This window comes from Paenibacillus rhizophilus (assembly GCF_003854965.1).
Taxonomy (GTDB): domain Bacteria; phylum Bacillota; class Bacilli; order Paenibacillales; family Paenibacillaceae; genus Paenibacillus_AQ; species Paenibacillus_AQ rhizophilus.
In genome coordinates this window covers 75,656-100,644 of the sequence record NZ_RQPI01000017.1, presented here as the reverse complement: position 1 = coordinate 100,644, position 24,989 = coordinate 75,656, and the positions used below count along the sequence as shown (strand labels likewise).

23 protein-coding genes are annotated in these 24,989 nt (G+C 48.7%); 14 read left to right on the top strand and 9 right to left on the bottom strand.

Annotated features, from left to right (window positions below):
- Positions 1-315: 315 nt before the first annotated feature.
- Positions 316-1,413, bottom strand: a complete 1,098-nt coding sequence (locus EH198_RS21205; RefSeq protein WP_124697517.1) for an HD-GYP domain-containing protein — start codon at positions 1,411-1,413, stop codon at positions 316-318.
- 178 nt (positions 1,414-1,591) lie between these two features.
- The gene (gene gyrA, locus EH198_RS21200; RefSeq protein WP_124697516.1) at positions 1,592-4,150 is read right to left on the bottom strand and encodes a DNA gyrase subunit A; all 2,559 of its coding nucleotides are present in this window, start codon (positions 4,148-4,150) and stop codon (positions 1,592-1,594) included.
- Positions 4,151-4,438: 288 nt separating this feature from the next.
- Here gyrA and EH198_RS21195 point away from each other — a divergent pair, with 288 nt between their 5' ends.
- Complete coding sequence (locus EH198_RS21195) at positions 4,439-5,302, top strand: YheC/YheD family protein (protein WP_124697515.1); 864 nt, start codon at positions 4,439-4,441, stop codon at positions 5,300-5,302.
- Between the two features lie 126 nt (positions 5,303-5,428).
- Here the strand turns inward: EH198_RS21195 and gyrB are convergent, their stop codons facing one another.
- The 6 genes from gyrB to dnaA form a co-directional block, all read right to left on the bottom strand.
- Entirely contained in the window at positions 5,429-7,339 is a 1,911-nt protein-coding gene (gene gyrB / locus EH198_RS21190; protein WP_124697514.1) for a DNA topoisomerase (ATP-hydrolyzing) subunit B, read from the bottom strand.
- Positions 7,340-7,386: 47 nt separating this feature from the next.
- The gene (gene remB, locus EH198_RS21185) at positions 7,387-7,635 is read right to left on the bottom strand and encodes an extracellular matrix regulator RemB (protein WP_025332558.1); all 249 of its coding nucleotides are present in this window, start codon (positions 7,633-7,635) and stop codon (positions 7,387-7,389) included.
- Positions 7,636-7,652: 17 nt separating this feature from the next.
- Positions 7,653-8,771: a DNA replication/repair protein RecF gene (gene recF / locus EH198_RS21180; RefSeq protein ID WP_124697513.1), complete on the bottom strand. Its 1,119-nt coding sequence runs from the start codon at positions 8,769-8,771 to the stop codon at positions 7,653-7,655.
- 161 nt (positions 8,772-8,932) lie between these two features.
- Positions 8,933-9,154 (bottom strand): S4 domain-containing protein YaaA, encoded by a 222-nt coding sequence (yaaA, locus tag EH198_RS21175; RefSeq protein ID WP_124697512.1) that lies wholly within the window; start codon positions 9,152-9,154, stop codon positions 8,933-8,935.
- A 45-nt stretch (positions 9,155-9,199) separates the two neighbouring features.
- Positions 9,200-10,342, bottom strand: coding sequence for a DNA polymerase III subunit beta (gene dnaN, locus EH198_RS21170; RefSeq protein ID WP_124697511.1), 1,143 nt, complete (start codon positions 10,340-10,342; stop codon positions 9,200-9,202).
- A gap of 228 nt (positions 10,343-10,570) precedes the next feature.
- Positions 10,571-11,917 carry a chromosomal replication initiator protein DnaA gene (dnaA, locus tag EH198_RS21165; protein ID WP_124697510.1) on the bottom strand — a complete coding sequence of 449 codons (1,347 nt, stop codon included), beginning with the start codon at positions 11,915-11,917 and terminating at the stop codon, positions 10,571-10,573.
- Positions 11,918-12,583: 666 nt separating this feature from the next.
- Between dnaA and rpmH the strand changes: the two genes are divergently transcribed.
- From rpmH to EH198_RS21105, 12 genes are all read left to right on the top strand, one after another.
- Positions 12,584-12,718: a 50S ribosomal protein L34 gene (gene rpmH, locus EH198_RS21160; protein ID WP_025337168.1), complete on the top strand. Its 135-nt coding sequence runs from the start codon at positions 12,584-12,586 to the stop codon at positions 12,716-12,718.
- Positions 12,719-12,996: 278 nt separating this feature from the next.
- Positions 12,997-13,347, top strand: a complete 351-nt coding sequence (rnpA, locus tag EH198_RS21155; RefSeq protein WP_124697509.1) for a ribonuclease P protein component — start codon at positions 12,997-12,999, stop codon at positions 13,345-13,347.
- A gap of 84 nt (positions 13,348-13,431) precedes the next feature.
- Positions 13,432-14,277, top strand: a complete 846-nt coding sequence (locus EH198_RS21150; protein ID WP_124697508.1) for a YidC/Oxa1 family membrane protein insertase — start codon at positions 13,432-13,434, stop codon at positions 14,275-14,277.
- Positions 14,274-15,008, top strand: coding sequence for an RNA-binding cell elongation regulator Jag/EloR (gene jag, locus EH198_RS21145; RefSeq protein WP_124697507.1), 735 nt, complete (start codon positions 14,274-14,276; stop codon positions 15,006-15,008). The genes EH198_RS21150 and jag overlap by 4 nt, the downstream gene beginning before the upstream one ends.
- Positions 15,009-15,108: 100 nt before the next feature.
- Positions 15,109-16,485: a tRNA uridine-5-carboxymethylaminomethyl(34) synthesis GTPase MnmE gene (gene mnmE / locus EH198_RS21140; RefSeq protein WP_124697506.1), complete on the top strand. Its 1,377-nt coding sequence runs from the start codon at positions 15,109-15,111 to the stop codon at positions 16,483-16,485.
- A 48-nt stretch (positions 16,486-16,533) separates the two neighbouring features.
- Entirely contained in the window at positions 16,534-18,420 is a 1,887-nt protein-coding gene (gene mnmG / locus EH198_RS21135; protein ID WP_124697505.1) for a tRNA uridine-5-carboxymethylaminomethyl(34) synthesis enzyme MnmG, read from the top strand.
- Positions 18,421-18,429: 9 nt separating this feature from the next.
- Positions 18,430-19,149: a 16S rRNA (guanine(527)-N(7))-methyltransferase RsmG gene (gene rsmG / locus EH198_RS21130; protein WP_124697504.1), complete on the top strand. Its 720-nt coding sequence runs from the start codon at positions 18,430-18,432 to the stop codon at positions 19,147-19,149.
- A 536-nt stretch (positions 19,150-19,685) separates the two neighbouring features.
- Positions 19,686-20,501 carry a nucleoid occlusion protein gene (gene noc, locus EH198_RS21125; RefSeq protein WP_124697503.1) on the top strand — a complete coding sequence of 272 codons (816 nt, stop codon included), beginning with the start codon at positions 19,686-19,688 and terminating at the stop codon, positions 20,499-20,501.
- A gap of 150 nt (positions 20,502-20,651) precedes the next feature.
- Entirely contained in the window at positions 20,652-21,413 is a 762-nt protein-coding gene (locus EH198_RS21120; protein ID WP_124697502.1) for a ParA family protein, read from the top strand.
- Entirely contained in the window at positions 21,406-22,248 is an 843-nt protein-coding gene (locus tag EH198_RS21115) for a ParB/RepB/Spo0J family partition protein (protein ID WP_124697501.1), read from the top strand. The genes EH198_RS21120 and EH198_RS21115 overlap by 8 nt, the downstream gene beginning before the upstream one ends.
- 102 nt (positions 22,249-22,350) lie before the next feature.
- A complete protein-coding gene (locus tag EH198_RS21110; RefSeq protein WP_124697500.1) occupies positions 22,351-23,505 on the top strand; it encodes an aminotransferase class V-fold PLP-dependent enzyme in 1,155 nt (384 codons plus the stop codon).
- A gap of 30 nt (positions 23,506-23,535) precedes the next feature.
- A complete protein-coding gene (locus EH198_RS21105; protein WP_124697499.1) occupies positions 23,536-24,036 on the top strand; it encodes a DUF4446 family protein in 501 nt (166 codons plus the stop codon).
- Here EH198_RS21105 and yyaC read toward each other — a convergent pair.
- Positions 24,011-24,616 carry a spore protease YyaC gene (gene yyaC / locus EH198_RS21100; protein ID WP_124697498.1) on the bottom strand — a complete coding sequence of 202 codons (606 nt, stop codon included), beginning with the start codon at positions 24,614-24,616 and terminating at the stop codon, positions 24,011-24,013. The two genes, EH198_RS21105 and yyaC, sit on opposite strands and share 26 nt — an antisense overlap.
- Before the next feature lie 115 nt (positions 24,617-24,731).
- On the opposite strand from yyaC, the gene EH198_RS21095 reads away from it, so the two are divergent.
- Positions 24,732-24,989: a putative Se/S carrier protein gene (locus EH198_RS21095; protein ID WP_124697497.1), complete on the top strand. Its 258-nt coding sequence runs from the start codon at positions 24,732-24,734 to the stop codon at positions 24,987-24,989.

The following is a 24,989-nucleotide window of genomic DNA, read 5'->3' as shown; positions in this document are numbered from 1 at the left end:
ATAAAGTATTGAAAGAGCGATTCGCTCATTTTGAAACATCTGACGAGAATTTGCATTCTCTTCATTTTGGAACTCGCCAGAAGCGAATTCCCACTCACTCGTTGTTCAGTTTTCAAAGATCAAACTTGTTTGCCGCCTCTCAACTTCTCGTCAGCAGCAACTTTTATAATATATCATATCGGTCCGTTTAATGCAAGCTCTTTTTTTATTTCTTTTTGAAGCAGAACTCGTATTTCTTGGCCGGAATTAGAATATACCATGTTTAATTTTTATATGCAACCCTTTTTTCGAAAAAATAACAAGCGGATCTCTGCCTTAAGATATAATCTCCTTAATATACAGGTTGCGTGAATGTGCCAGATTAATGATCCTACCTTCTACGCTTACCAAAGGACGTGTAGGGTTGCTGCGATCCGAGAAGATGATTTCCCCCTGCCGGCCGTCGATTAAGCGTATCTTGGTTCCGTTATGCAATTCAGTCGTCTTATAAACAAAGGTTTGTACAATAGAAGGGTCCAGCTTGCCAAATCCCTCTTTCTGAATTTCTTCCAGAACCAGATAAGGCGATTGCGCCTTCTTGTATATCCGCTCCAGTGTCATCGCATGGAAAATATCCGCCACAGCGACAATTTTCGCGTATAGATGAATTTGGCTGCCTTGGAGCCGAAGCGGATAACCGGATCCGTCAATTTTCTCATGATGCTGCAAAGCCGCAAGCCGAACTCCTTCGTTGATGGCCGTTACATTTCGCAATATCTGATATCCATAAGTCGTATGTCTGCGCACTTCATTTCTTTCGGTAATCGTAAGCGGTTCAGGCTTCTGAAGAATGGAAGAATCGATTTTGGCATTTCCTATATCATGCAGCAAACCGGCAAAGGCCACCTGAAGCCACTCTTTTTGAGGGTACCCGCACCATTGGGCAATCTTATAGGAGGTCAGCGCGGAGAGCACAGCGTTATGATAAATATAGTCCTGTTCATTAAGCGCCCTTGGCGCAAAATTCAGAACATGGTAGTCCTTGATATGCGCAATCAATCCTTCCAGCGCGCTGCGCAGATCATAAATAGGCAGAATAGCAGCGCTGGCGGAGTTATAACAGCTCCTGATCAGCGTCAGCATTTTATCGTATTCTTCATGCAAATTTGAATTGCTCCGGGTCAGCGAAGAGGCTGCACTGGCCGTTCCCGTTTTAGCATCCCCCTTCGAAGGAGTTACGGGCGCTTCCAAAACTTTGGCGTCCTCCTCCGCGCCTTCAATATCCACCTGCCGAATCAGGAATGCTTCCAATATCTCCATATCCCGCGGCAGCAGTATTTTTCCCTTGGTAAACAGAGTTCCCCCCAAAGGTGTAATGACGTCTTTACTCACTTTTGAACCCGGTTTTACTTCCGCCACCGATATGCTCGGCATACGCTCAACCCCTTTATCCTGACCGTGCTGAAAATAGGTACTATTTACCTAATTATATTATGGAAATAGGGAAGCGACTAGTATGAAAGTTTTAGTATTATAATTTTTTTAAAAGTTAAAAAAGAGAGCACCCGCCATCACTGGCTACAGGTACTCTCTCTCAACTAATTCATTGAAGCTATTCCAGAGTTTCTCCGCTATCTTCCGGATCGGAATCGGCAGAATCAGATCCATTGACTTCCGGAGCTTCGTTCAGTTCCAGATTGCCGCCCGCTGTCTCATCGGACTGCGCGGTCTCATCTTCCTCTTCCTCACTCTTATCAGTGCGGCAGACGGTAGATACGGCATCCTCATCGCGGATATTGATCAGCTTCACGCCCTGCGCATAACGTCCCATGGTCGAAATGCCGTCCATGCTCATACGGATCAGGGTTCCGCCCGTCGTAATGATCATCAGATCCTCTTCCTGCTTAACAACCTTAAGGCTGACGACAGGACCGTTCTTTTCCGTAAGATTGATGGTCTTGATCCCCTTGCCTCCGCGGGTCTGCAGACGGTAATCGCCAGCAGGCGTACGTTTGCCGTAACCCTTGGTCGTGACGATAAGCACATCCAGATTCTGGTCAATGCAATCCATGCCGATTACATGATCCTCTTCGTCCAAGTTAATGCCTTTAACTCCTGTGGCGCTTCGGCCCATTGAACGGACATCCTCCTCGGAGAAGGTAATAGACATTCCGTCCGCCGTGCCCAAAATAAGTTTCTGCTTGCCGTCGGTAAGCTTCACATCAATCAGCTCATCTTCTTCCCGCAAATTGATCGCGATGAGTCCGCCTTTACGGATATTGTTGTAATCCTCAAGCGGTGTCTTCTTCACAATTCCTTCGCGGGTGGCAAAGAACAGGTATTTATCGCTATCAGTTTCCTCAATCTGGATGACTGCGCTGATCTTCTCACCCTGCTCAATCTGGAGCAGATTAATAATCGGTGTCCCGCGCGCCGTCCGTCCAAGCTCCGGAATTTCGTAGGCCTTGATCCGGTATACTTTTCCTTTATCGGTAAAGAACATCAGGTAGTTATGGGAATTGCTGACGAAGAGATGCTCCACAAAATCCTCATCCTTCGTGTCCATGCCCACAACGCCGCGGCCGCCGCGTTTTTGACTGCGGTAAGTGCTTACCGGAAGCCGCTTAATGTAACCGGTATGCGAAACCGTTATGACGACCTCTTCGCGCGGGATAAGATCTTCATCGAGAATACTCTCTTCTCCGATGGTGATCTCCGTCCGACGCTCGTCGGCATACCGATCGCGCAGTTCCTGCAGCTCATTGCTGATAATTTCAAGCACCAGCGATTCATCACCCAGAATGGCCTTGTACTCGGCTATTTTGGCCAGCAGCTCATTATACTCGTTCTCGATCTTATCGCGTTCCAGACCGGTCAGACGCTGCATCCGCATATCCAGAATCGCCTGTGCCTGCTCGATACTGAGACTAAAGGTCTCAATCAAACCTTCACGCGCAATATCAACCGTGCGCGAAGCGCGGATCAGAGCGATGACTTCATCCAGGTTGTCCAGCGCGATGCGCAATCCTTCCAGAATATGCGCCCGGGCTTCCGCCTTCTTCAGTTCAAATTCCGTCCGGCGGCGAATAACCTCGATCTGATGCTGCAAATAATGGTACAGCACGTCGCGCAGATTTAGCACCTTCGGCTCATTGCCGACAATGGCCAGCATGTTAATGCCAAAGGTAGACTGCATTGAAGTGTGCTTATACAAGTTATTGAGCACAACATTCGCGTTAACATCCCGTCTGACTTCGATAACGACGCGCATTCCGTTGCGGTCCGACTCATCCCGCAGATCGGTGATGCCTTCAATCCGTTTCTCACGAACCAACTCGGCAATTTTCTCCACCAACCGGGCTTTGTTAACCTGGTAAGGCAGCTCGTTAACAACGATCCGTGCCTTGCCGTTACTCTCCTCTTCAATCAATGCCTTCGCGCGCATCGTGACCGAGCCGCGGCCCGTACGATACGCCTGGCGTATGCCTTCGCGGCCTAAAATATAGCCGGCCGTAGGAAAATCCGGCCCTGTGATATATTCCATAAGTTCCATCGGCGTAATTTCGGGATTACGGATCATGGCCTGTACGCCGTCAATGACCTCACCCAAATTATGCGGCGGAATATTGGTAGCCATCCCTACGGCGATACCGGACACCCCGTTAACCAACAGGTTGGGAAAACGGGAAGGAAGAACAGCCGGTTCATGTTCCTCGCCGTCATAGTTAGGTATAAAATCAACCGTCTCTTTGTTCAAATCGCGCAGCATTTCCATAGCGATCTTGGAAAGTCTGGCTTCGGTATACCGCATTGCCGCAGCCATATCGCCGTCAATCGAGCCGAAATTGCCATGCCCGTCGACCAGCATATAGCGCATGGAGAAATCTTGGGCCATCCGGACCATCGTCTCATAAACGGCAGAGTCGCCGTGAGGATGGTACTTACCGATCACCTCACCGACGATTCTCGCCGATTTCTTGTAAGGCTTATCCGGTGACATTCCAAGCTCCGACATCGCAAACAAAATGCGCCGGTGCACCGGCTTGAGTCCATCCCGTACGTCCGGCAAAGCCCGGCTCACAATGATGCTCATTGCGTAATCCATAAAGGAATCGCGCATTTCCACACCGATGTCCCGATCCCTGATTTGCGGGTTATTTTGTTCAGCCATGAGTTGCTGGACCTCCTTAAGTTAAAAAACCGCTACCCTTAATTATATTCCTTTCACAAAAACAGCACAATTAAACGTACTAGCGTATAACCGTCATATAAAAGATTTTCTTGCCCGGATCCCGGGTGTTTGCCCTGTCCGTATATACTCACGGCTCATAGACTGTATGGAGCAGACCGTGCCTAACCGCCCCATGACATCGCATAAAGATATCATCCCATATCCTTCGATTATACCATTGTTTAGAACACTTGTCCTTATATTTCAGAGTGTAAAGGGAGGAGTAACATGAGAATTCAACGGGTTCCCAGCAAATGGGCCAAGACCGAAGTCATCCTGCTAAACCGTTCCTTGGCGCCTTATATTCCCGATACCCGTAAATATGATTCTGCGGTGCTTAGTGAAATGCTCGTCCTGTATGAAACGGTTTATATCAAGCCGGATCGCGGAACCTACGGAAGCGGGGTTATGCGAGCCGAACGGCGGAATCTGACCTTGAGCCCCAGCGGCGCCGAAAACCCGGAAGAACATGAAGAAGAAAATACCGAGCCCATTACTTTGTATATTCTCCGTTACGGTACCAAAGCGCAGGCTTATCGTTCGATTGAGGAGCTGCATCAGGCGATATCCGAAAGAATTCAGGAGCGTCCCTATCTGATTCAAAAAGGAATCGATCTGCTGCGTTACAAGAAACTTCCATTCGATTTACGTGTGCTTGTCCAAAAAAACCCGGAGGGACGCTGGGAGACGACCGGACTTTTAGGCAGAGTGGCGGCACCGAAAAAAATTGTGACCAACTACCATAACGGAGGGCGCATCCTGCCCGTCGAAGCGTTGTTTGTGGAACATATGAACACTAGCGAACGCTCAGCTATGATTTATCGTCTGAAACATCTTGGTGTGCACATCGGACGCCAGTTGGAGACGGCTTTCCCGGGCATGAAGGAAATCGGTCTGGATGTCGCCATGGACGATCGTCATGAACTTTGGATTCTTGAGGTTAATACGCTGCCTTCACTCGTAGCTTTCAAGCTGTTTGACGACAAATCCATTTACCGTAAAATCCGCCGATATGCCGCCGCCTACGGACGTGCCGGCTTTGGCAACGCGAGTTTATCCTCGCGCCGCAACCAGCTTACACGCGGCCGTTAGCGGCCGGATTCCTCCATCTTGATTTTAGGCAAAAGCAGCCCCCGGACCGCCCGCTTGGCGGCAACCGGAGGCTGCTGAAGATGGATCATGCCGAATCGAATTCATTAGGCTGGAGCTGACAGCTCATTAAACATCGAGATTCTTGACCGTTTTGGCATGCTCCTGGATAAAATCGCGCCGCGGCTCCACATTATCGCCCATAAGTGTATCGAAAATGCTATCCGCCAGAATGGCGTCTTCGATCGTTACCTGCAGCATACTACGGCTTTCGGGATCCATTGTCGTTTCCCAGAGCTGTGTCGCATTCATCTCGCCAAGACCTTTATAGCGCTGAACATTAAATTTGGCGTTCTCTCCGAAGGTGGCGATAATCTCGTCGCGCTCCTTCTCCGAGCCGGCGTAGCGCACCACCTTGTTGCGTTCCACTTTGAACAGCGGCGGCTGGGCGATGTAGATAAAGCCCGCGTCAACGATTTTGCGCATATACCGGTAAAAGAAGGTCAGCAGCAGAGTACGGATATGGGCGCCGTCGACATCTGCATCCGTCATGATGACAACCTTGTGGTAACGCGCCTTCGACAGGTCGAAGTCATCGCCGATTCCCGTTCCCAAGGCGGTAATAATGGCTCGAATCTCTGCATTGGACAAGATGCGGTCCAGACGCGCCTTCTCCACGTTCAGAATTTTACCGCGCAGCGGCAAAATCGCCTGAAAATGCCGGTCACGTCCCTGCTTAGCCGATCCGCCGGCAGAGTCGCCTTCGACGATGAACAGCTCGCTGATGGAAGCATCCTTGGACGAGCAGTCCGCCAGCTTGCCCGGCAGCGCGCTGACTTCAAGAGCGCTCTTGCGCCGCGTCAGTTCGCGGGCTTTGCGCGCCGCTTCACGCGCCCGGGAAGCCTGCAGCGATTTATCCAGGACGCGCCGGGAAATAGCCGGGTTCTCCTCAAGGAACTCCTGCAGCTTCTCGCCAAACAGCGATTCCACAATCCCGCGAACCTCGCTGTTGCCGAGCTTTGTCTTCGTTTGACCCTCGAACTGCGGCTCGGGAATCTTCACGGAAATGATCGCCGTCAGTCCTTCACGGACGTCGTCTCCGGTCAGGTTGGAGCTGTTATCCTTGATGATCCCGCTTTTCCGGGCATAATCGTTGATAATCCGCGTCAAGGCACTCTTGAATCCGGATTCATGCGTTCCGCCCTCATGGGTATGAATGTTATTGGCGAAAGAGTAAATATTTTCGGTATAGGAATCGTTGTATTGAAGCGCTACTTCGACTTGAATCATATCGCGGGAACCGCCCACATAGATGGGTTCCTCATGCAGCACTTCTTTTTTCTCGTTGAGGAACTTCACGTATTCGATTATGCCGCCGTCGTATTTGAAGTTGTTCACCGCACCGGTCCGCTCATCCGTGAGAGAGATTTCAATTCCCTTATTCAAGAAGGCCAGCTCGCGAATCCGGGTAAGGAGAGTATTATATTCATACACGGTCGTTTCGGTAAAAATCTCCGGGTCCGGGTGGAAAGTCGTCTTGGTCCCCGTCTCTTCGGTATCGCCAATCATCCGGATGTCGTACTGAGGGGCCCCCCGGCGATATTCCTGCTGGTACACATGTCCCTCACGCTTAACCGTGACAACTACTTTTTCCGAGAGGGCATTCACTACCGAAATACCCACCCCATGCAGGCCGCCCGATACTTTATATCCTCCGCCGCCGAATTTGCCCCCTGCATGCAGGACGGTCATGACGACTTCAAGCGTCGATTTCTTCAGCTTCGTATTCTCTCCGACAGGAATTCCCCGTCCGTTGTCGATTACGGTTATGCTGTTGTCCTCATGCACTATAACTTGGATTTTGTCGCAATAACCGGCCAACGCTTCGTCAATACTGTTATCGACAACTTCCCATACGAGATGGTGCAAGCCCTTTACGCTGGTCGAACCGATGTACATGCCCGGACGCTTGCGGACCGCTTCCAGCCCTTCAAGCACCTGAATCTGGCTCTCATCATATGTCGGTTGATTCATTGACATGCCTTCACCTACTTCTTTCAGATTATTACTTTGGCCCTGGACGGGCTTCAACTGTCAAGCAGCATTCTGGATCTTTTTTTGAGTGTGGAAGAAGAAATGGGGGAATAATACACAATGTTCTGAGTAACGACTATGGATTTGGCTTCTTCTTCGCCGATTCGCTCCAATTTCTTGTCATTCAAAGCCGCGGTAACGAACTGTTTGGACAATTTGGAGGATTTCTCGATCGAAATATCGAATATGGCAATCAGTTCTGAAGACCGGATAATCTTTTCCCCGCCCAAATGAATATACATGGTCTTCCTCCGCTCATTTAAGACTCTATGATTCCGCTGTGGACTCGATACTGGATTGCGCCTTTTAATTTATCGGCGTTCAGGCTTTCGATTCCGGTAGCCGTTATGAATGTTTGCACTTTGCTCTGAAAAGTTTCAATCAGCTGCGTTTGACGGTACGGATCAAGCTCCGACAGAACATCGTCAAGCAGCAGGACGGGATATTCCCCGATTTCCTCATGGATAAGTTCAATTTCGGCCAGCTTAAGCGAAAGAGCGGTCGTGCGCTGCTGCCCTTGGGAGCCATAAACGGAAGCCTCTCTGCCATTGATAAAAAAGGACAGATCGTCCCGATGGGGACCTGTCAGCGTCATTCCTCTCCGGATTTCCTGTTCACGTGTTTGTGATAACTTTAACATAAATTTGTCCAATAAGACAGCTTCATCTTCCTCTTCCCGCTCTCCGAAAGAAGGAAGATAGTGCAATTTCAGCTCTTCACCGCCGTTTGTAATTCCTTTATGGATCTCTTCGGCCCAAACTTGCAGCTTCTTTATGAATTGTTTCCTTTTTTTGACGATTTTAACACCATGCTCTGCAAGCTGTGCATCCCATATTTCCAGCATATCGCCGCCGGCTTCCTTTTTGCCCCACAGCTGCTTTAACAGATTGCCTCTTTGGAGGAGCACCTTCTGGTACTGCTGCAGGTGAAACAGATAGCTTGGCTGAACCTGGCCGATTTCCATATCCAAAAAACGGCGCCGAACGCCCGGTGTCCCTTTGACGATCTCCAGATCCTCGGGCGCGAACATGACGACATTCAGCGAACCGACAAATTCGCTCAGACGCCGCTGCTCAAGACCGTTGATTTTCGCTTTCTTCCCCTGCGGGGACAGCGTCAGCTCAAGTTTCAAATCCCCGTATTTCCGCCGTACCTCCGCCTCGATATAGGCCGCGCCGTCTGGAGCGTCGAAAGAGATCAGCTCGCGGTCCTTTGACGTTCGGTGGCTCTTGGTCATCGCCAGGCAGTAAAGGGCCTCGACGAGATTCGTCTTGCCCTGGGCATTTTGTCCAAGGATCAGATTCACATCTCCCAGGCCTTCAAGCTGCAGCGATCCGTAGTTTCGGTAATGCCGCAGGGTGATATTGTGTACAAACACGAAAGCGTTCCTCCCAAGAAGAAACGGCTGCGCTTTCCTCCGTGGGGAAAGCGCCCGATTCTCGCCGAAATACAAGCCAAAAACCAGCAACGAGCTCATTTATGCTTATATTTCAAGATAGCTCCACAAAGTGAAGCGTTAATTTTACGCACAAACTATGTTTATACTTCTCCGCCGGCTACCTCGAAGATGCCTTCGTCCTTCACTTCGACTTTGTCGCCCGGATACAGCTTTCTTCCCCGGCGATCCTCTTTTTCTCCGTTCACCAGCACATGCCCCTCCTGTAAGAGAGCCTTCGCCATCCCGCCTGTGGATACGCAGTCCGAGAGCTTTAAAAATTGATCCAGCTTAATATATCCACTGTGGATAACTATTTTTTTCATGATTTCTTTCCTCTCCGCCACTTATCCACAAAGGGGAATCCGGCGTTAATTGGTCGTACGATAAGGCAAAATAACATACAGAGCCTTGCTTTCATCCAGCGGCTTTAAAATAATCGGACTCATCATACCGGTAAAAGCGATCGTCAGCTGTTCGCTGTCGACTATTTTCAGCACATCCAGCATATATTTGGAGTTAAACGATATTTTCAGCGGTTCACCTTTAAAATCGATCACTTCAAGCTCTTCCCGCACTTTGCCAAGCTCCGAAGAACTGGAGGAAATTTCAATCCCCCCCTGTTCCAGCGTCTGCAGGCGGACGATGTTCGTCTTCTCTTCGCGGGACAGCAAATAAGCCCGGTCGATCGATTCGCTTAATTTTTTTGTTTCCAAGGTCAGTTCTGTTTTGTAGACACTCGGAATAATTCTAGAAGTATCCGGGTATACGCCGTCGAGGATGCGGGTGTAGAACAGAACCCGGTCCAATTTGAAAAGCACCTGATTATCGGCCACGACGATATCAACGAGCATATTCTGGTCGGGAATGATTTTGCTCAGCTCATTAAGCGTTTTGCCGGCGATAACGACATTGGCGAACCGGACATCCTCCGTTCCTTCCAGCTTGGCCGCTCTTGTGGCCAGACGATGGCGGTCCGTTGCGGTAAATTTGAACTCACCGTCGGACAGATTCCATAGTATACCTGTTAAAATCGGCGTTGTCTCCTGGGTGGAGATGGAAAAAGCCGTTTGCTTGATCATATTTTTAAGTAAATCTCCGGGTAAAGAAATCGTTTCATTGCCTTCAATATTCGGCAGGACAGGAAATTCCTCCGGATCAAGACCGACCATTTGAATTTCCGTCGCTCCGGAAGAAATATAAGTCTGAAAGCCATCCTTGACCTCCATATGAATTTCTTTGGATGGCAGCTTCTTGATGATTTCAACGAAAAATTTTGCCGGCAGCACTACGCTTCCCGGCTGCTCCACCTTCACAATCTGCTCGCTGTCATTTTCCGCAGGGATAAACGATTGAATGGAAATATCGGTATCGCTGGCGGTCAGCGTGACGCCCTGATAACTGACTTCCAGCTTGATGCCGGTAAGAATAGGAATCGTCGTTCTGCTGGATATCGCCTTGGATACGTGCTGAATGGATTCGTTGAGTTCATTTTTAAGAATGCTGATTTTCATAATTTCACTCCTAGCTGAATATTGGGCGGACTGTTAAGAAGAGTTAGGAAGCTTTGTGCGGTCCTTCAAAAGAGGCGCAGCCGCTTCATCTTGGATGAAGATAATATATAGATTTTAAATAGTATTAGTAGTAGGGGCGCCGGATATGTGGATAAGCTGCCCAAACTGCATAAAATTAAGCCTACGCACATGTGGATAGATTGTGTATAGGCTTGTTTATTCCTTCTGCTACGAAGGATTTTTTATTTTCTCGGAAATATTGTTTACCACTTTGTACAGTTCTTGATCAACCTTAAGCGACTGGCTTATTTTTTCGTGGGCATGAATTACGGTCGTATGGTCCCTGCCTCCAAAGGCTTCGCCGATCTTGGGCAGTGAATAATCGGTCAGCTCCCGGGAAAGATACATAGCGATCTGCCTTGGAAAAGCGACGGCTTTCGTCCGTTTGCGCGCCTTGAAATCCTCCATTCTCAAATTGTAATATTCGCCGACCTTTTGTTGAATATCCTGAATGGTGATCATCTTCGGCCGGCTGGACGGAATAATATCCTTCAGCGCTTCGGCTGCCAGGTGCGTCGTTACATCCTGATTGGTCAGCGATGAGTAGGCGACCACCCGAATGAGAGCGCCTTCCAGCTCACGGATGTTCGTATCGATCTGATTGGCTATATACATCATCGCTTCGTTTGGAATGTCAAGGTTCTCGGCTTTGGCTTTTTTGCGCAAAATCGCGATCCGTGTCTCCAGATCCGGCGGCTGGATGTCCGTTATCAGTCCCCACTCGAACCGGGAACGCAGCCGTTCTTCAAGTGTCGGAATTTCCTTCGGCGGCCGGTCGCTGGAGATGATAATCTGCTTGCGTTCCTCGTGCAGCGCATTGAACGTATGGAAGAATTCCTCCTGCGTCGATTCTTTGCCGGCCAGGAATTGGATATCGTCAATCAGCAGAATGTCAACATTGCGGTACTTGTTGCGAAAGCTTTCGCCGCGGTTGTCGCGGATGGAATTGATGAACTCGTTGGTGAATTTCTCGGATGAAATATAAATCACCTTGTTGCTCGGATTATGTTCAAGAATATAATGGCCGATCGCATGCATCAGATGAGTTTTGCCGAGCCCCACCCCTCCGTATAAGAACAACGGATTGTATGCTTTGGCAGGAGCTTCCGCCACGGCAAGCGACGCCGCATGGGCAAACCGGTTCCCGGAGCCGATGACAAACGTATCGAACGTATACTTGGGATTCAGCATATGCGTCTGGGCTTCTTCACGGGATACAGCGGGCGGTCCGGGGGAAATCTGTACGACAGGCTCCGCAGGCTTGTTCTCTTCTATAACAAACTTGACGTCTACCTGCTTTCCCGTCACTTCGAAAACCGTAGCTCCGACCAGCTTCGTATACCTGCTTTCAAGCCATTCCACGGCGAATGTTGTCGGCGCCGAAATGACGAGCGACTTGGAACTGAATGAGATCGCTTTGGTTGCTTTAAACCAGGTATCATAGCTTGGCTTGCTTAGTTTGGTCTGAATAATCGATAAAATCTGCTGCCATAGTTCGGAAGTATGGCTTTCCACACACTGTCACTCCTTTAAATCTTCCAAATGTGGCTTGAGCCATGAAGTGGAAATGTCGAAGAAAATAAGGTGATGGGGAATATTATCCCCAGTACGCAGGAAGAAAAGACAAAAAAATATGGATAAACTTGAATTGTTCACAACTTTATCCACAACTTGTTGATAATATGGAGGACAATCAAATCTATACACAATCAAAAGTAATACCATCATAGCAAAACTCCCCTTGATTTTCAATGAACCCACGGATTTTATCCACAAATTCAACCACTTGTGTATAATTAATAGCCACAATACTACATATTGTTGATAATTTGTTTACCGTTCGACAATTTCCGGCAGATGTTTATTTTTTTATACACAGATTGTCCATGCCGTGGAGAATTTTCCACCACTCTTTGGGCACAGGTGGATAACTTTGAAGGGTTGTGGATTATTAATTTGGTCCAGAGAGCTGTGGATAAAACGTAATTCAGAGAGGAAAAAGAGGGAGTGGGTTTTCAGTTGACTTTTACGACGGTTTTATGCTTTAATATATAAAGGTGTTTTCTGCGAGGAAATTTCTCAGATAGATGAAAATGATGATCTTGTGGATACTGTCCTAACAAGGACGGCCAAGCCGTTTTTTGACAGTCATTATAAGTTCCTGCAAGGGAGGTGCAATACATGAGACCGACGTTCAAACCGAATGTAAGCAAGCGCAAGAAGGTGCACGGGTTTCGCGCAAGAATGAGCACGAAAAACGGCCGCAAAGTGCTGGCTGCCCGCCGCCTGAAAGGCAGAAAAGTTCTGAGTGCGTAAGTCAGGCCAATAAGACCACTGCGGTGGTCTTTTTTTACATATAAGAAGGAATAAGCTTCGCGCTTGTTCTTTGTCTTATATGTCTACGAGAAACGGGTAACGTCCCTGAAAGGACGGATTAGCCGTTTCTTCTTGCATAATAGGGGAATGGCCGTATTTTTCGGGGGAAGAGCAGTCCGCCTGCCCGTTAACTCGTTTAGTGAGTTCCTCCGGTGACTATAATAATAAGTAGAAAAATTTCGAAGATCCTTTTTTGGACTTTGAACAAGGAGATTTCCGTGCATAAAAGCTTGCGTTTACGAAACCGCGCCGACTTCAGCCGCGTATACAGGCATGGAAAGTCGTTTGCGAACCATCAGTTTGTGGTGTACTGGTTCAGCCGAAAGCAGGTCGAGCGGTTCCGGGCCGGCGTATCAGTCAGTAAGAAGATTGGCAACGCCGTCGTCCGCAACCGGATGAGAAGACTTGTGAAGGAGATCGTACGGCATCATGAGGCCGAGATCGTCGGCGGATTGGACTTGGTATTCATCGTCCGAAAAGGGGCGCTGGACATGAGTTATGCGGAGCTTGAAAAAAGTGTGCTTCATGTACTGCGAAAAGCCAAGCTGCTCAAGGCTTCGCGCAAATAAACGGGACGGCGGGGCTTGTTTATTTGTCTTCATAAATATGGTATGATTTACGGTGCAATGGAATGTTAAGAGAGGGGTTATGAAGTGTCTCTATTGAAGACTAGACGAGGAAAATGGTTTCTCCTCATCGCAGCAATGGTCATGATGGTGGCCGTTCTGTCGGGCTGCAGTCAATCGGCAACGGTTACGCATACGACGGAGGATTTGAAGAATGGAGGCTTCTGGCAGAGCAATGTCGTTTATTACTTTGCCTTGGCGCTTGAGACGTTTGCCAAATGGTTTAACGGAGAATATGCCCTGGCCGTCCTTGTAATGGTGATTATTGTCCGCACGCTTATTCTCCCGCTGACAATGAAGCAGGTGAAGAGTTCCCGGGCTATGCAGGCCATTCAGCCTGAGCTTCAAAAAATCCAGAAAAAATATAAAGACAATCCCGAAAAGGTTCAGCAGGAAACGATGCGGCTGTTCCAGGAGAACAAAGTCAATCCAATGGCCGGCTGTCTGCCGCTCGTTGTACAAATGCCGATCTTTATTGCTCTTTACAACTCGATTTACTACAACCCCCATCTGCGGGAGCATTCCTTCCTTTGGTTGCAGCTTGGGAAGCCTGACCATTTGTTCATCCTGCCGGCACTCGCCGCGATAACGACATTCCTGCAAACAAAGATGATGTCGTCGATGAATCCAATGCAGCAGCAAGGCCCGATGCAGTTCATGCTGATGGTTTATCCGGTCTTGATCTTCATTATGTCTTACAACTTCCCGTCCGCACTGCCGCTTTACTGGGTATTCAGTAATCTGTATACAATCGGTCAGAATTACTTCTTGTACCGGGGTAAGAATACTCCTCCCCAAGCGGCGGTCGCCGGCGCTGATTCCGGCAGTAACGGTAAGGCATCGAAGTTGAAGGAGGCCAAAAAGTCGAAATGAACAAAGTCGTCGCGACAGGGAAAACCATTGAAGAAGCTGTGAAGCGCGGACTTGCCCAGTTGGCAGCCGATAAGGACAAAGTCACGGTCACCGTGCTTGAGCAGCCATCAAAAGGATTCCTGGGGTTAATCGGTGTGAAGGATGCGAAGGTGGAGCTCACCTTGCTGACTGAACCGGCACCGGTGCCAGCGGCGAGTGCTCCGTCACTGCCTCAGCAGAATGAAACAGAGACGAGACAAGAGGCGATCGGGGACGCGCCCCGCCAGGATTCCGGAAATCCGGTAGAGGAAGCTTATCAAGAGGCCGTTGGTTTTATTGTGGATGTAGCCGGGAGCATGGGACTTCAAGTGGAAGTTGAAGTCGTTCACGGCAAGGATGCCGCTACGCTGCAAATCTCCGGTCCGGATCTGGGGCTGCTGATTGGCAGAAGAGGACAAACTCTCGATGCGTTGCAATATTTGACTAATATCGTTGCCAACCGTTATTCCGACAGTTTTATCCGTCTTGTGCTGGATGCGGAGAATTTCCGTGAACGGCGCAAGAAGACGCTTGAGGATTTAGCGGACCGTCTGGCGGGAAGAGTCGTTCGTACCCGCAAAGAAGTAGTGCTGGAGCCAATGTCTCCGCAAGAACGGAAGATTATCCATTCCAGACTTCAGGATCACCGTCAGGTGAACACCTACAGCAAGGGCGAAGAGCCAAACCGCCGTGTCGTTATAACATTGAAGTAGTGAATATAGCCGCAATGACTCCTTGACCACAGTAAGGGGTCATTGTTTTTTTAACCTAAGTATATGGATTGATTACATCATTAGAAAGGTGAAGGTAAGCATGCTCAGCGATACAATTGCCGCCGTTTCGACGTCGGTAGGCGAGGGAGGAATCGCAATTATCCGGGTAAGCGGACCGGAAAGCATCTCTCAGGTGGCGCCTTTGTTCCGCAGCCGGATTGCGCTGACGGAAGCAGAGAGTCATACCGTTCATTATGGTCATATCGTAAATCCCGGAAGTGGCGAGATCATGGAGGAAGTGCTCGTCACCGTTATGAGGGCTCCGCGTTCCTTTACCACCGAGGATGTGGTGGAGATCAGTACGCACGGCGGCGTCATTTCAGTGCGAAGAGTAATGGACATTCTGCTCCAGCAGCAGATCCGTCTTGCGGAACCCGGGGAGTTTACTAAGCGTGCTTTTCTTGGAGGGCGAATCGATTTGTCGCAGGCGGAGGCGGTAATCGACCTTATTCGATCGAAGTCCGACCGTGCTTTTTCCGTCGCTCTAAAGCAGGTTAACGGGTCATTGTCGCAGCGGATTGGGAATCTTAGACAAAGCTTACTGGAGCTCCTCGCGCATATTGAGGTCAATATCGATTATCCGGAGCATGACGTGGAGCTGCTGACGGCCGAATATGTCAAAGACAAGAGTAGTGAAGTGATGGAAGGGATCGATCGGCTGCTCAAGACGGCGACCCAGGGTAAGATACTGCGCGAGGGGATTACAACCGCCATTATCGGCCGCCCCAACGTAGGGAAATCATCGCTGCTTAACGCGCTCGCACGCGAGAATAAGGCGATTGTAACCGACATTCCTGGAACGACCCGGGATGTCATTGAAGAATTCGTCACGATAAACAATATCCCGCTTAAACTTCTGGATACGGCCGGCATCCGTGAAACGATGGATGTGGTTGAGAAGATTGGAGTGGAACGCTCCAAAGCCGCCGTCACTGAAGCCGACCTCATTCTGCTTGTACTGAACAACAGCGAGCCTCTGCATGAGGATGAATTAACTTTAATGGAACAAATCCACGGTAGACAAGTTTTATGTATCATGAATAAAATGGACTTACCGTCTAAATTGGACAAAGATGTTCTGTTTCAATATTTCGACGAATCGGCTATCGTTCCGATGTCCGTGTTGGAAGAGGAAGGTCTCGACCGGCTGGAGGAAGCCATTTCCGAGCTCTTTTTCGGAGGCAAGCTGGAGTCTGGCGATTTGACTTATGTCAGCAACGTCCGTCATATTGCCCTGTTAAAGAAAGCGCACAAATCGCTTCAGGATGCCTTTGAAGCTGCGGAACAGCTGGTTCCGATCGATATGATTCAAATCGACGTTCGGCTTGCCTGGGAGCAGCTTGGCGAAATTGTCGGAGATACCGCGGCCGATTCGCTGCTTGACCAAATCTTCTCCCAATTTTGTTTAGGAAAATAAGACAGACGGCCTTAGAGCGCCGCGTTTCATATAAAAGGAGGAAATGCAATGAGTTATGAAGGAGGCAGCTATGACGTGATCGTCATCGGCGCGGGTCATGCCGGCAGTGAAGCCGCCCTCGCCGCGGCCCGAATGGGCTGCAGCACCTTAATGGTGACGATCAATTTGGATATGATTGCTTTTATGCCCTGCAACCCGTCGATCGGCGGTCCTGCCAAAGGGCATGTCGTTCGTGAAATCGATGCTTTGGGCGGTGAAATGGGCCGGAATATCGATAAGACTTTCATTCAGCTCCGCATGCTGAATACCGGTAAGGGACCGGCGGTTCACGCATTGCGCGCCCAGGCCGACAAATTTTTGTACCAGCATACCATGAAGGAAACGATGGAGAAGACGCCGAATCTGACGCTGCGGCAGGGAATGGTGGAGCGGCTGGTCGTAGAGAACGGCGTTTGCGCCGGAGTAATCACCAAGACCGGGACGATTTATCGCAGTAAGACCGTCATTTTGACTACGGGCACTTATCTGCGAGGCAAGGTGATTATGGGTGAGACGACTTACGAAAGCGGGCCAAACAATCAACAGCCTTCAGTTAAGCTCTCGGAGAACTTGCGCGAGCTGGGATTTGAATTGGTGCGCTTTAAGACCGGAACTCCGCCGCGTGTACACAAAGATACGATTGATTTCTCCAAGACGGAAATTCAGCCGGGAGACGAGCATCCGAAGTTCTTCTCCTATGAGACGAAGTCTTCCGATAACGAGCAGCTTCCTTGCTGGCTGACGTATACGTCGGAGGAGACCCATACGATTATCAATAGCAATTTGCATCGCGCGCCGATGTTTACCGGCATTATTGAAGGAACGGGGCCGCGCTATTGCCCATCCATCGAGGACAAGGTAGTCCGCTTCAGCGACAAGCCGAAGCACCAGATTTTTCTTGAACCGGAAGGAAAAAACACGGCGGAATACTATGTTCAGGGTTTGTCTACCAGTCTGCCCGAAGACGTCCAGCTTTCAATTCTGCGTTCAATTCCCGGACTGGAAAAGGTTGAAATGATGCGCAACGGATATGCTATTGAGTATGATGCCATGGTGCCTACGCAGCTGTGGCCAAGCTTGGAAACGAAGCGTTTGCCTGGACTGTTCACAGCAGGGCAGATTAACGGCACTTCCGGCTATGAGGAAGCGGCAGGACAGGGGGTTATGGCGGGCATTAATGCCGGCCGCAAGGCGCAGGGCAAAGATCCGGTCATTTTGGATCGCTCTCAGGGATATATTGGCGTACTGATTGATGACCTTGTAACCAAGGGAACGAACGAGCCCTATCGTCTGCTTACTTCCCGGGCAGAGTATCGCCTGCTGCTTCGTCACGACAATGCCGACCTTCGCCTGACACCGATCGGTTATGAAATCGGCCTGATTTCCGAAGAACGTTATGCTGCCTTTGTCGACAAGAAACAGAAGGTGGAACAGGAAATTCAAAGATTGCAGAATACGAAGGTGAAACCATCTGAAGTAAATTCCGTATTGGAAGAAAAAGGATCGGCGCCAATTGCCGACGGCAGCAACCTGCTTATCCTGATGCGCCGTCCGGAAATGGACTATACCTTTGTTGAACAAATTTCCCCGCCACCGGTTCTGCTCGATGAGGAGATGAAGGAGCAGGTCGAGATTCAAATCAAATATGCGGGTTATATTGAAAAACAGCTTCAGCATGTGGAGCGTCTGCAAAAGATGGAACAGAAAAAGCTTCCAGAAGATATCGATTACAGCGATATTCATGGATTGGCTATCGAAGCCCGGCAAAAGCTGGCGAAGATCCGGCCGATTTCCATCGGCCAGGCTTCACGGATCTCCGGTGTGACACCGGCCGATATTTCCATCCTGTTGGTCCATTTGGAGCACTATAACCGGGTGACCGCGGCGAAAGGATAAGAGAAACCTATGGACCCGATTCAAGATCAGTTTGTCCGGCGGCTGGAAGAGCGTGGAATTGTGCTCTCCTCGCAGTTGGACCAGTTTGAAAGCTATTACCGGGAGCTTGTAAGCTGGAATGAGAAAATGAACCTTACAGGCATTACCGAGCGTGAGCAGGTTTATACGAAGCATTTTTATGACTCCCTGTCTCTTGCTTTTTTTGTGGATATGCTTGCAGTTGATCGGATGGCTGATATTGGCTCCGGCGCTGGATTTCCGGGCATCCCGCTTAAAATTGCGTTTCCTCATTTGAAGCTGACAATTGTCGATTCACTGAGCAAACGAATTTCCTTTCTCCAACATGTCTGTGATGAGCTTAAGCTGGAAGGGGTAGAGCTGATTCATGGCCGGGCTGAGGACATCGCACGTCAGCCTTCGAACCGGGACAGCTATGATCTGGTGACGGCGCGGGCGGTTGCGAGAATGGCTCTGCTCAATGAGTTTTGCTTACCTTTTGTCCGCAAAGACGGCTTATTTGCGGCGATGAAGGGCAGTGATCCTGCAGAGGAACTGAGCGAGTCCAAGTTAAGTCTCAAGGAATTGCGCGGTCAATTGGAAAAGGTAGAGTCGTTCAGTTTGCCAATAGAGGATTCCGCAAGGCACATTATTCTGATCCGCAAAACCGGCTCTACTCCGGCTAAATATCCGCGTAAAGCAGGCATACCCGCCAAAACTCCGCTTGTCTGATTGTTTCACGTGAAACATTTGGAAAATTGGCATTTGGGTTATTATAAGTCGTCTTCCTGTAGGAAGGCGGCTTTTTACTATAGCTTTCATCATTCAGGATTGATTAGTGAATTAAATAGGATCCCTTTTGGCTATGATTATGTGGATGTATTGATTGTGAGCTTACCACAGTGCCTTCTGAATCAGACACCGTTTTACATATTGTTATTGGCATCGCTCGTTTGAAAAACGGAAAAATAGGTCTATACGAAGAATAGGATTATGGACAGAAAAGTGATAGAATAATATAGTAACAATGCGGTGCCCAAAGCGCCGTATAGGCACGTTGATATGTTTTTTCATTCTTGCAGCATATGACGCAGGACCGAACTGGCCTCTTGAAAATCCTGAATTAACAGGATGAAATGAGGATCGTTTCGCACGACATAGAGCTGGGTTGTGCCTGTACCGCATACATTATTATTGGCTTGTACGATTGTTTTTCCGGGAATTGGTCTAGGATCGTACTATAACGAAATTAGGTGGTAATGAACGGAATGAAAGAACAATTCACCAGACTGTTTGGATTTACCGAACGAAGCAGCGGAGAAGAGATTAAACAAATCCCGGTCAATGAAATAATTAGCAGTCCTTATCAGCCCCGTACTATTTTTGATGATGAGAAGATTGATGAGTTATGCCAGACGATTAAGACTCATGGTATTATTCAACCGATTGTCGTCCGCATGAAAGATTCCCAATATGAGATCATAGCGGGGGAACGGCGTTGGCGGGCGGTTAAGAAGTTGGGAATGGAGAACATCCCAGCTATCGTACGAGATTTCAACAATTCGCAGGCTGCCTCTATTGCTCTCATCGAAAATTTACAGCGGGAAGGTCTGACTTCCATCGAAGAAGCGATCGCTTATCAAAAGCTAATCGATTTGCATCAGTTGACTCAGGAAAGTCTCGCTCAGCGGCTCGGTAAAAGCCAATCCACCATTGCCAACAAAATTCGGCTGCTTCAGCTGCCGGAAGAGATCAAAGCGGCTTTGATGGAAAGGAAAATCACGGAAAGGCATGCGCGATCGCTATTGTCGCTGGATAGCGAGGAAATGCAGCTTAAAGTACTTGGAGAGATTATTTCCAAAGGGTTGAACGTGAAGCAGACCGAAGCGCGCATCGCCTTTTATAAGGAATCATCCAAGATCAAAAAATCAAAACGAATTTCTTATACGAAGGATGTACGGCTGGCTCTGAATACGATACGCCAATCGATTGATATGGTTACCGGATCGGGAATGGAAATTAAAACGTCCGAGAATGATCGCGGCGATCATTATGAGATCGTGATTCAAATTCCAAAAAAATAAAGTGTTGCAAAGCTGAAGGCGGCCCTGAGGTGATTGGCCGCCTTTTCTGCGGCTTATCCCGTGAGGTGTGATAAGTCCGAGTAGAGCAGCATCCAGCTCATCAACTTAGGACGACTACAAGATTCTTCCCAACTATTCGAGGTGAAATAAGTGTCCAAAATTATTGCCATAGCAAATCAAAAAGGCGGTGTCGGTAAAACAACGACTTCTGTAAACCTGGGTGCCGGTTTGGCTACTTTGGGCAAAAGGGTATTGCTTGTTGACATTGATCCGCAGGGGAATACCACAAGCGGTGTAGGCATAAACAAGGCTGATGTGGAAAACTGTATTTATAATATTTTAATTGATGAAATCGCCCCGCATGAAGCTATCCTGGAGACGAAGATCGATGGGCTTAATATCATACCGGCTACTATTCAGTTGGCAGGGGCGGAAATTGAATTGGTATCCACCATTTCAAGAGAACTGCGACTTAAAAAAGCACTCGGGCTGGTAAAGCAGCAATATGATTATATTATTATCGATTGTCCGCCATCCCTGGGCATTCTGACAATTAACTCACTGACAGCCGCGGATTCGGTCATTATTCCGATTCAATGCGAGTACTACGCGCTAGAAGGTTTGAGTCAGCTATTGAATACTGTAAGATTGGTTCAGAAAAACTTGAATCCTCATTTGAGAATTGAAGGTGTCCTTCTGACAATGCTGGATGCGAGGACCAACCTCGGTATTCAGGTCATTGAAGAAGTTAAAAAATATTTCCAAGAAAAGGTTTATCGGACGATTATCCCGCGCAACATCAGACTGAGTGAAGCCCCGTCTCACGGACAATCCATTATTACTTACGATCCGCGTTCCAAAGGGGCCGAAGTGTATACCGAGTTGGCAAAGGAAGTGGTATCTTATGAGTAAGCGTTTGGGAAAAGGATTGGATGCCTTAATCCCTTCCTTGTCCATTAACGAAGACGATAAAGTAGTAGAAATCCCTCTTTCTCAGCTGCGTGCCAATCCTTACCAGCCTCGTAAAGATTTTAATGAAGAGAGCATTCAGGAGTTGGCCGAATCCATTCGTCAGCATGGAGTTATTCAGCCGATTATTGTGCGCAGTGTCGTTAAAGGGTATGAAATCATTGCCGGTGAACGCAGATTCCGCGCCTCACAATACTGCGGTAAAGCGACGATACCGGCAGTGGTTCGCAGCTTCAGCGACCAGCAGGTTATGGAAATTGCTCTGATTGAAAATCTCCAGCGTGAAAATTTGAATGCCATGGAAGTGGCCGTAGCTTATCAAGGCCTGATGGATCAGTTCTCACTCACACAAGAAGAGCTTTCTCTAAAGGTCGGAAAATCACGTTCCCATATTGCGAACTTTTTGCGGCTGCTGACGCTTCCAGAAGAAGTGAAGGATTTTGTTTCACGTGGAACAATTTCAATGGGACATGCGCGTACAATTGTTGGTTTAAAAGAGCCGGAACTGATTAAGCAGCTTGCCCAGCAATGCGTAGATCAACAGTGGAGTGTAAGAGAGCTGGAAGAAACGGTGAAAAATTTGGATCGTAAACCGGCCGGGGGCGTGAAGGCCAAAACCGTTAAACGCGATCCTTACATCGATAATGTGGAAGAAGTCTTGCGAGAGCGGTTTAAAACAACAGTAAAGATTAAACAGGGGAAAGATAAAGGTAAAATCGAGTTAAACTATTACAGTGCTCAGGATTTGGAACGTCTCTTGGAACTGCTCGGAAATTAATTTAAACACTTGGAAAACATATCCTGGTCTATCCGAAAAGGATAACAATGGATATGTTTTTTGCACGAAAAAGCGGATGCTAAGAGAAAAGGGGGCGTAAAGTTGAAGGAGCTTGTCTATTTGGATCATGCCGCGACCTCATGGCCGAAACCGCCTGAAGTTGTGCAGGCAATGATGGATGCTCTGCAGCATGCGGGGGCCAATGCCGGAAGAGGAAATCACTCGATGGCTATCGGTACGGGAAGGCTGCTGATCCGTGCGCGGGCAGCGCTGGCTGAACTATTCGCGGTCGCCAATGCTCAGGATATCGCGTTTACTTATAATACGACAATGTCGCTAAATATGGCCATTCAAGGGACACTTCGTCAGGGAGATCATGTTATCTCCACGATGACAGAACATAACTCGGTTCGGCGTCCATTGGAGTATCTGCGGAGGACGAAAGGAATTGAAGTTGATTATTTAAAAGTAGATCTGCAAGGGCAACTTGATCTACGGGAATTGGAAGAGACATTCAAGAACAATACCAGGATGGTCATTTGCAGCCACAGTTCCAATCTGCTGGGGAGCATTCTGCCCATAGGCGCTATAGGAGATATTGCCAAAAAACATGGGGCCGTATTCCTGGTGGATGCCGCTCAAAGTGCGGGTTCATTGGATATCGACGTAGAGAAGATGAATGTCGATCTTCTTGCCTTTCCCGGACATAAAGGTCTTCTTGGACCGCAGGGGACTGGAGGATTGTATATATCGCCGGAGCTGGATTTGGAGCCGCTTATGTTGGGAGGCACAGGAAGCCAATCAGAGTATAGCGAACAGCCAAATGTAAGGCCTGACAAATATGAAGCGGGAACGCAAAATACAGTAGGGATAGCGGGACTGCTTGCCGGTGTTCAAAAAGTGAAGTCGCTGGGTACGGATTATATACGCACGCATGAATGGAATCTGATTCAAACCTTAATGGAGGGAATGGAAAGCATTCCTGGAATAAGATTTCTTGGCCCAGTCATAGGCGCTCCGCGTACAGGGCTTTTGTCGTTTGTCATTGAAGGTGAAGAATCGGCACAAATTGCCCACCGTCTGGACCGGGAGTACGGTATTGCCGTAAGAGCCGGGATGCATTGCACACCGCTGGCACATAAATCGGCAGGCACGATAGAGAGCGGCGCGGTGCGAGCGAGTGTAGGCGTGGATACAACAGAACAGGATGTCGGTATGATGCTGCATGCAATGAGGGAACTCTACAGCAAGCGTTGAAGCAGATAAAGAAAAAGGACGGTCTTATCGATGTCAGAAATGAACCAATTTATAAGCGATCAACTGCAATGGTTGATTCCGGGGTTTGCTATTCTATTGCTGTTCATACTCATTGTTGTTCTCATTCAAGGCAGCAAATTGCGGTCTGTGCGGCGAAAATATGATGCGATGATGTCGGGAACAGGGATCGAAGATTTAGAAAGCCTGCTGATCGATTTAAAAAATCAGAACGAAATGCTGGTAGAAGTCCAGCAGGCGCAAAAGGTCGGACTAGAAGCGCTGCAGCTCAAAGTTCAAGGATTGCAAGGCCATGTGGCCCTGAAACGATATAATGCTTTTGGAGAGCGGGGGAATGACCTCAGTTTCTCGATGGCCATTCTGGATGAACACGGAAACGGCATGGTTCTCACCAGCCTGCACAGCCGGGATAATTCCTATATTTATGCCAAATCGCTTCAGAAAGGCGAATCGCAGTATCCGTTGTCGCCCGAAGAAAAGGAAGTAACTACTCTCGCGCTGCGGCGGACTTAGAATGAGTATGCCACTGCTTCAGAGCGGAAAAGAGACTCGACGCTATAATCTCGGATAACCGCATGACCAGGCTGAGTCGTGTGTTTTGCAAAACAAAATATTCCATAAAGCCGCCGACGTTAACGATGCCCGTCAAATGGATATCGCCTACCGGCGGCAATTGTTTGTTTACGCCAGCTCCGGGGCGCAGAGGGCCTTCAACGACCTGGATGGAGCCCACGCTTGCGGAGTGTCCGAGACAGGCATCTATGCCGATCACATAGGGTTCATGATACTGCTCCTCGATGAGGTTCAAGGTTTCCTCCAGATTAACCGCATGCACCGGATTGTCGAGTGTTCCATACAAGGAAAACAGCGGACTGTGAAAGCGCGACAGGGCTGTGCCTACAAGCGGTCCTAAAGCATCGCCGGTCGAACGGTCGGTTCCAATGCAGACAACTACAATCTGAGAGCCGGGACGTACGCGGGAAAAGTGGAATAACAGACGATGGATGATCGCAGAATAGATTTCAGGGTCGGCATGTGATATTTTTAAACAAGACATCTCTTGCAATGGCACTGGATTAGAGGAATAATACATATAATCTTCCTTTCCCGGACGTTTCTATTTGATGTTAACTAGTATATGGATAGAGAGACGGTTTTATACTTCAGGAAGAAGAGATGAGACCTGAAGCCTAAGAGGAGAGTGACCTATGAACGAGGAGCTGCTGATCGCGTTTGACTCTACACAGCAGGCGCTGCGCGCCGAGATGCTGCTGGAATATGCCGAAATCGAAATTGATATATGCCCGACGCCAAAAGAGATTACAGCAGGCTGCGCAATGTCGATTCAGTTTTTTCGAAGTGCGCTGATTGAGGTAGAGAAGATCGTTGACGAGCAAAAAATCGAAATTCGCGGGATTTACGGCAAGAATGAGCAAACCGGCGGTTATCGATTGATTACAGAGTGA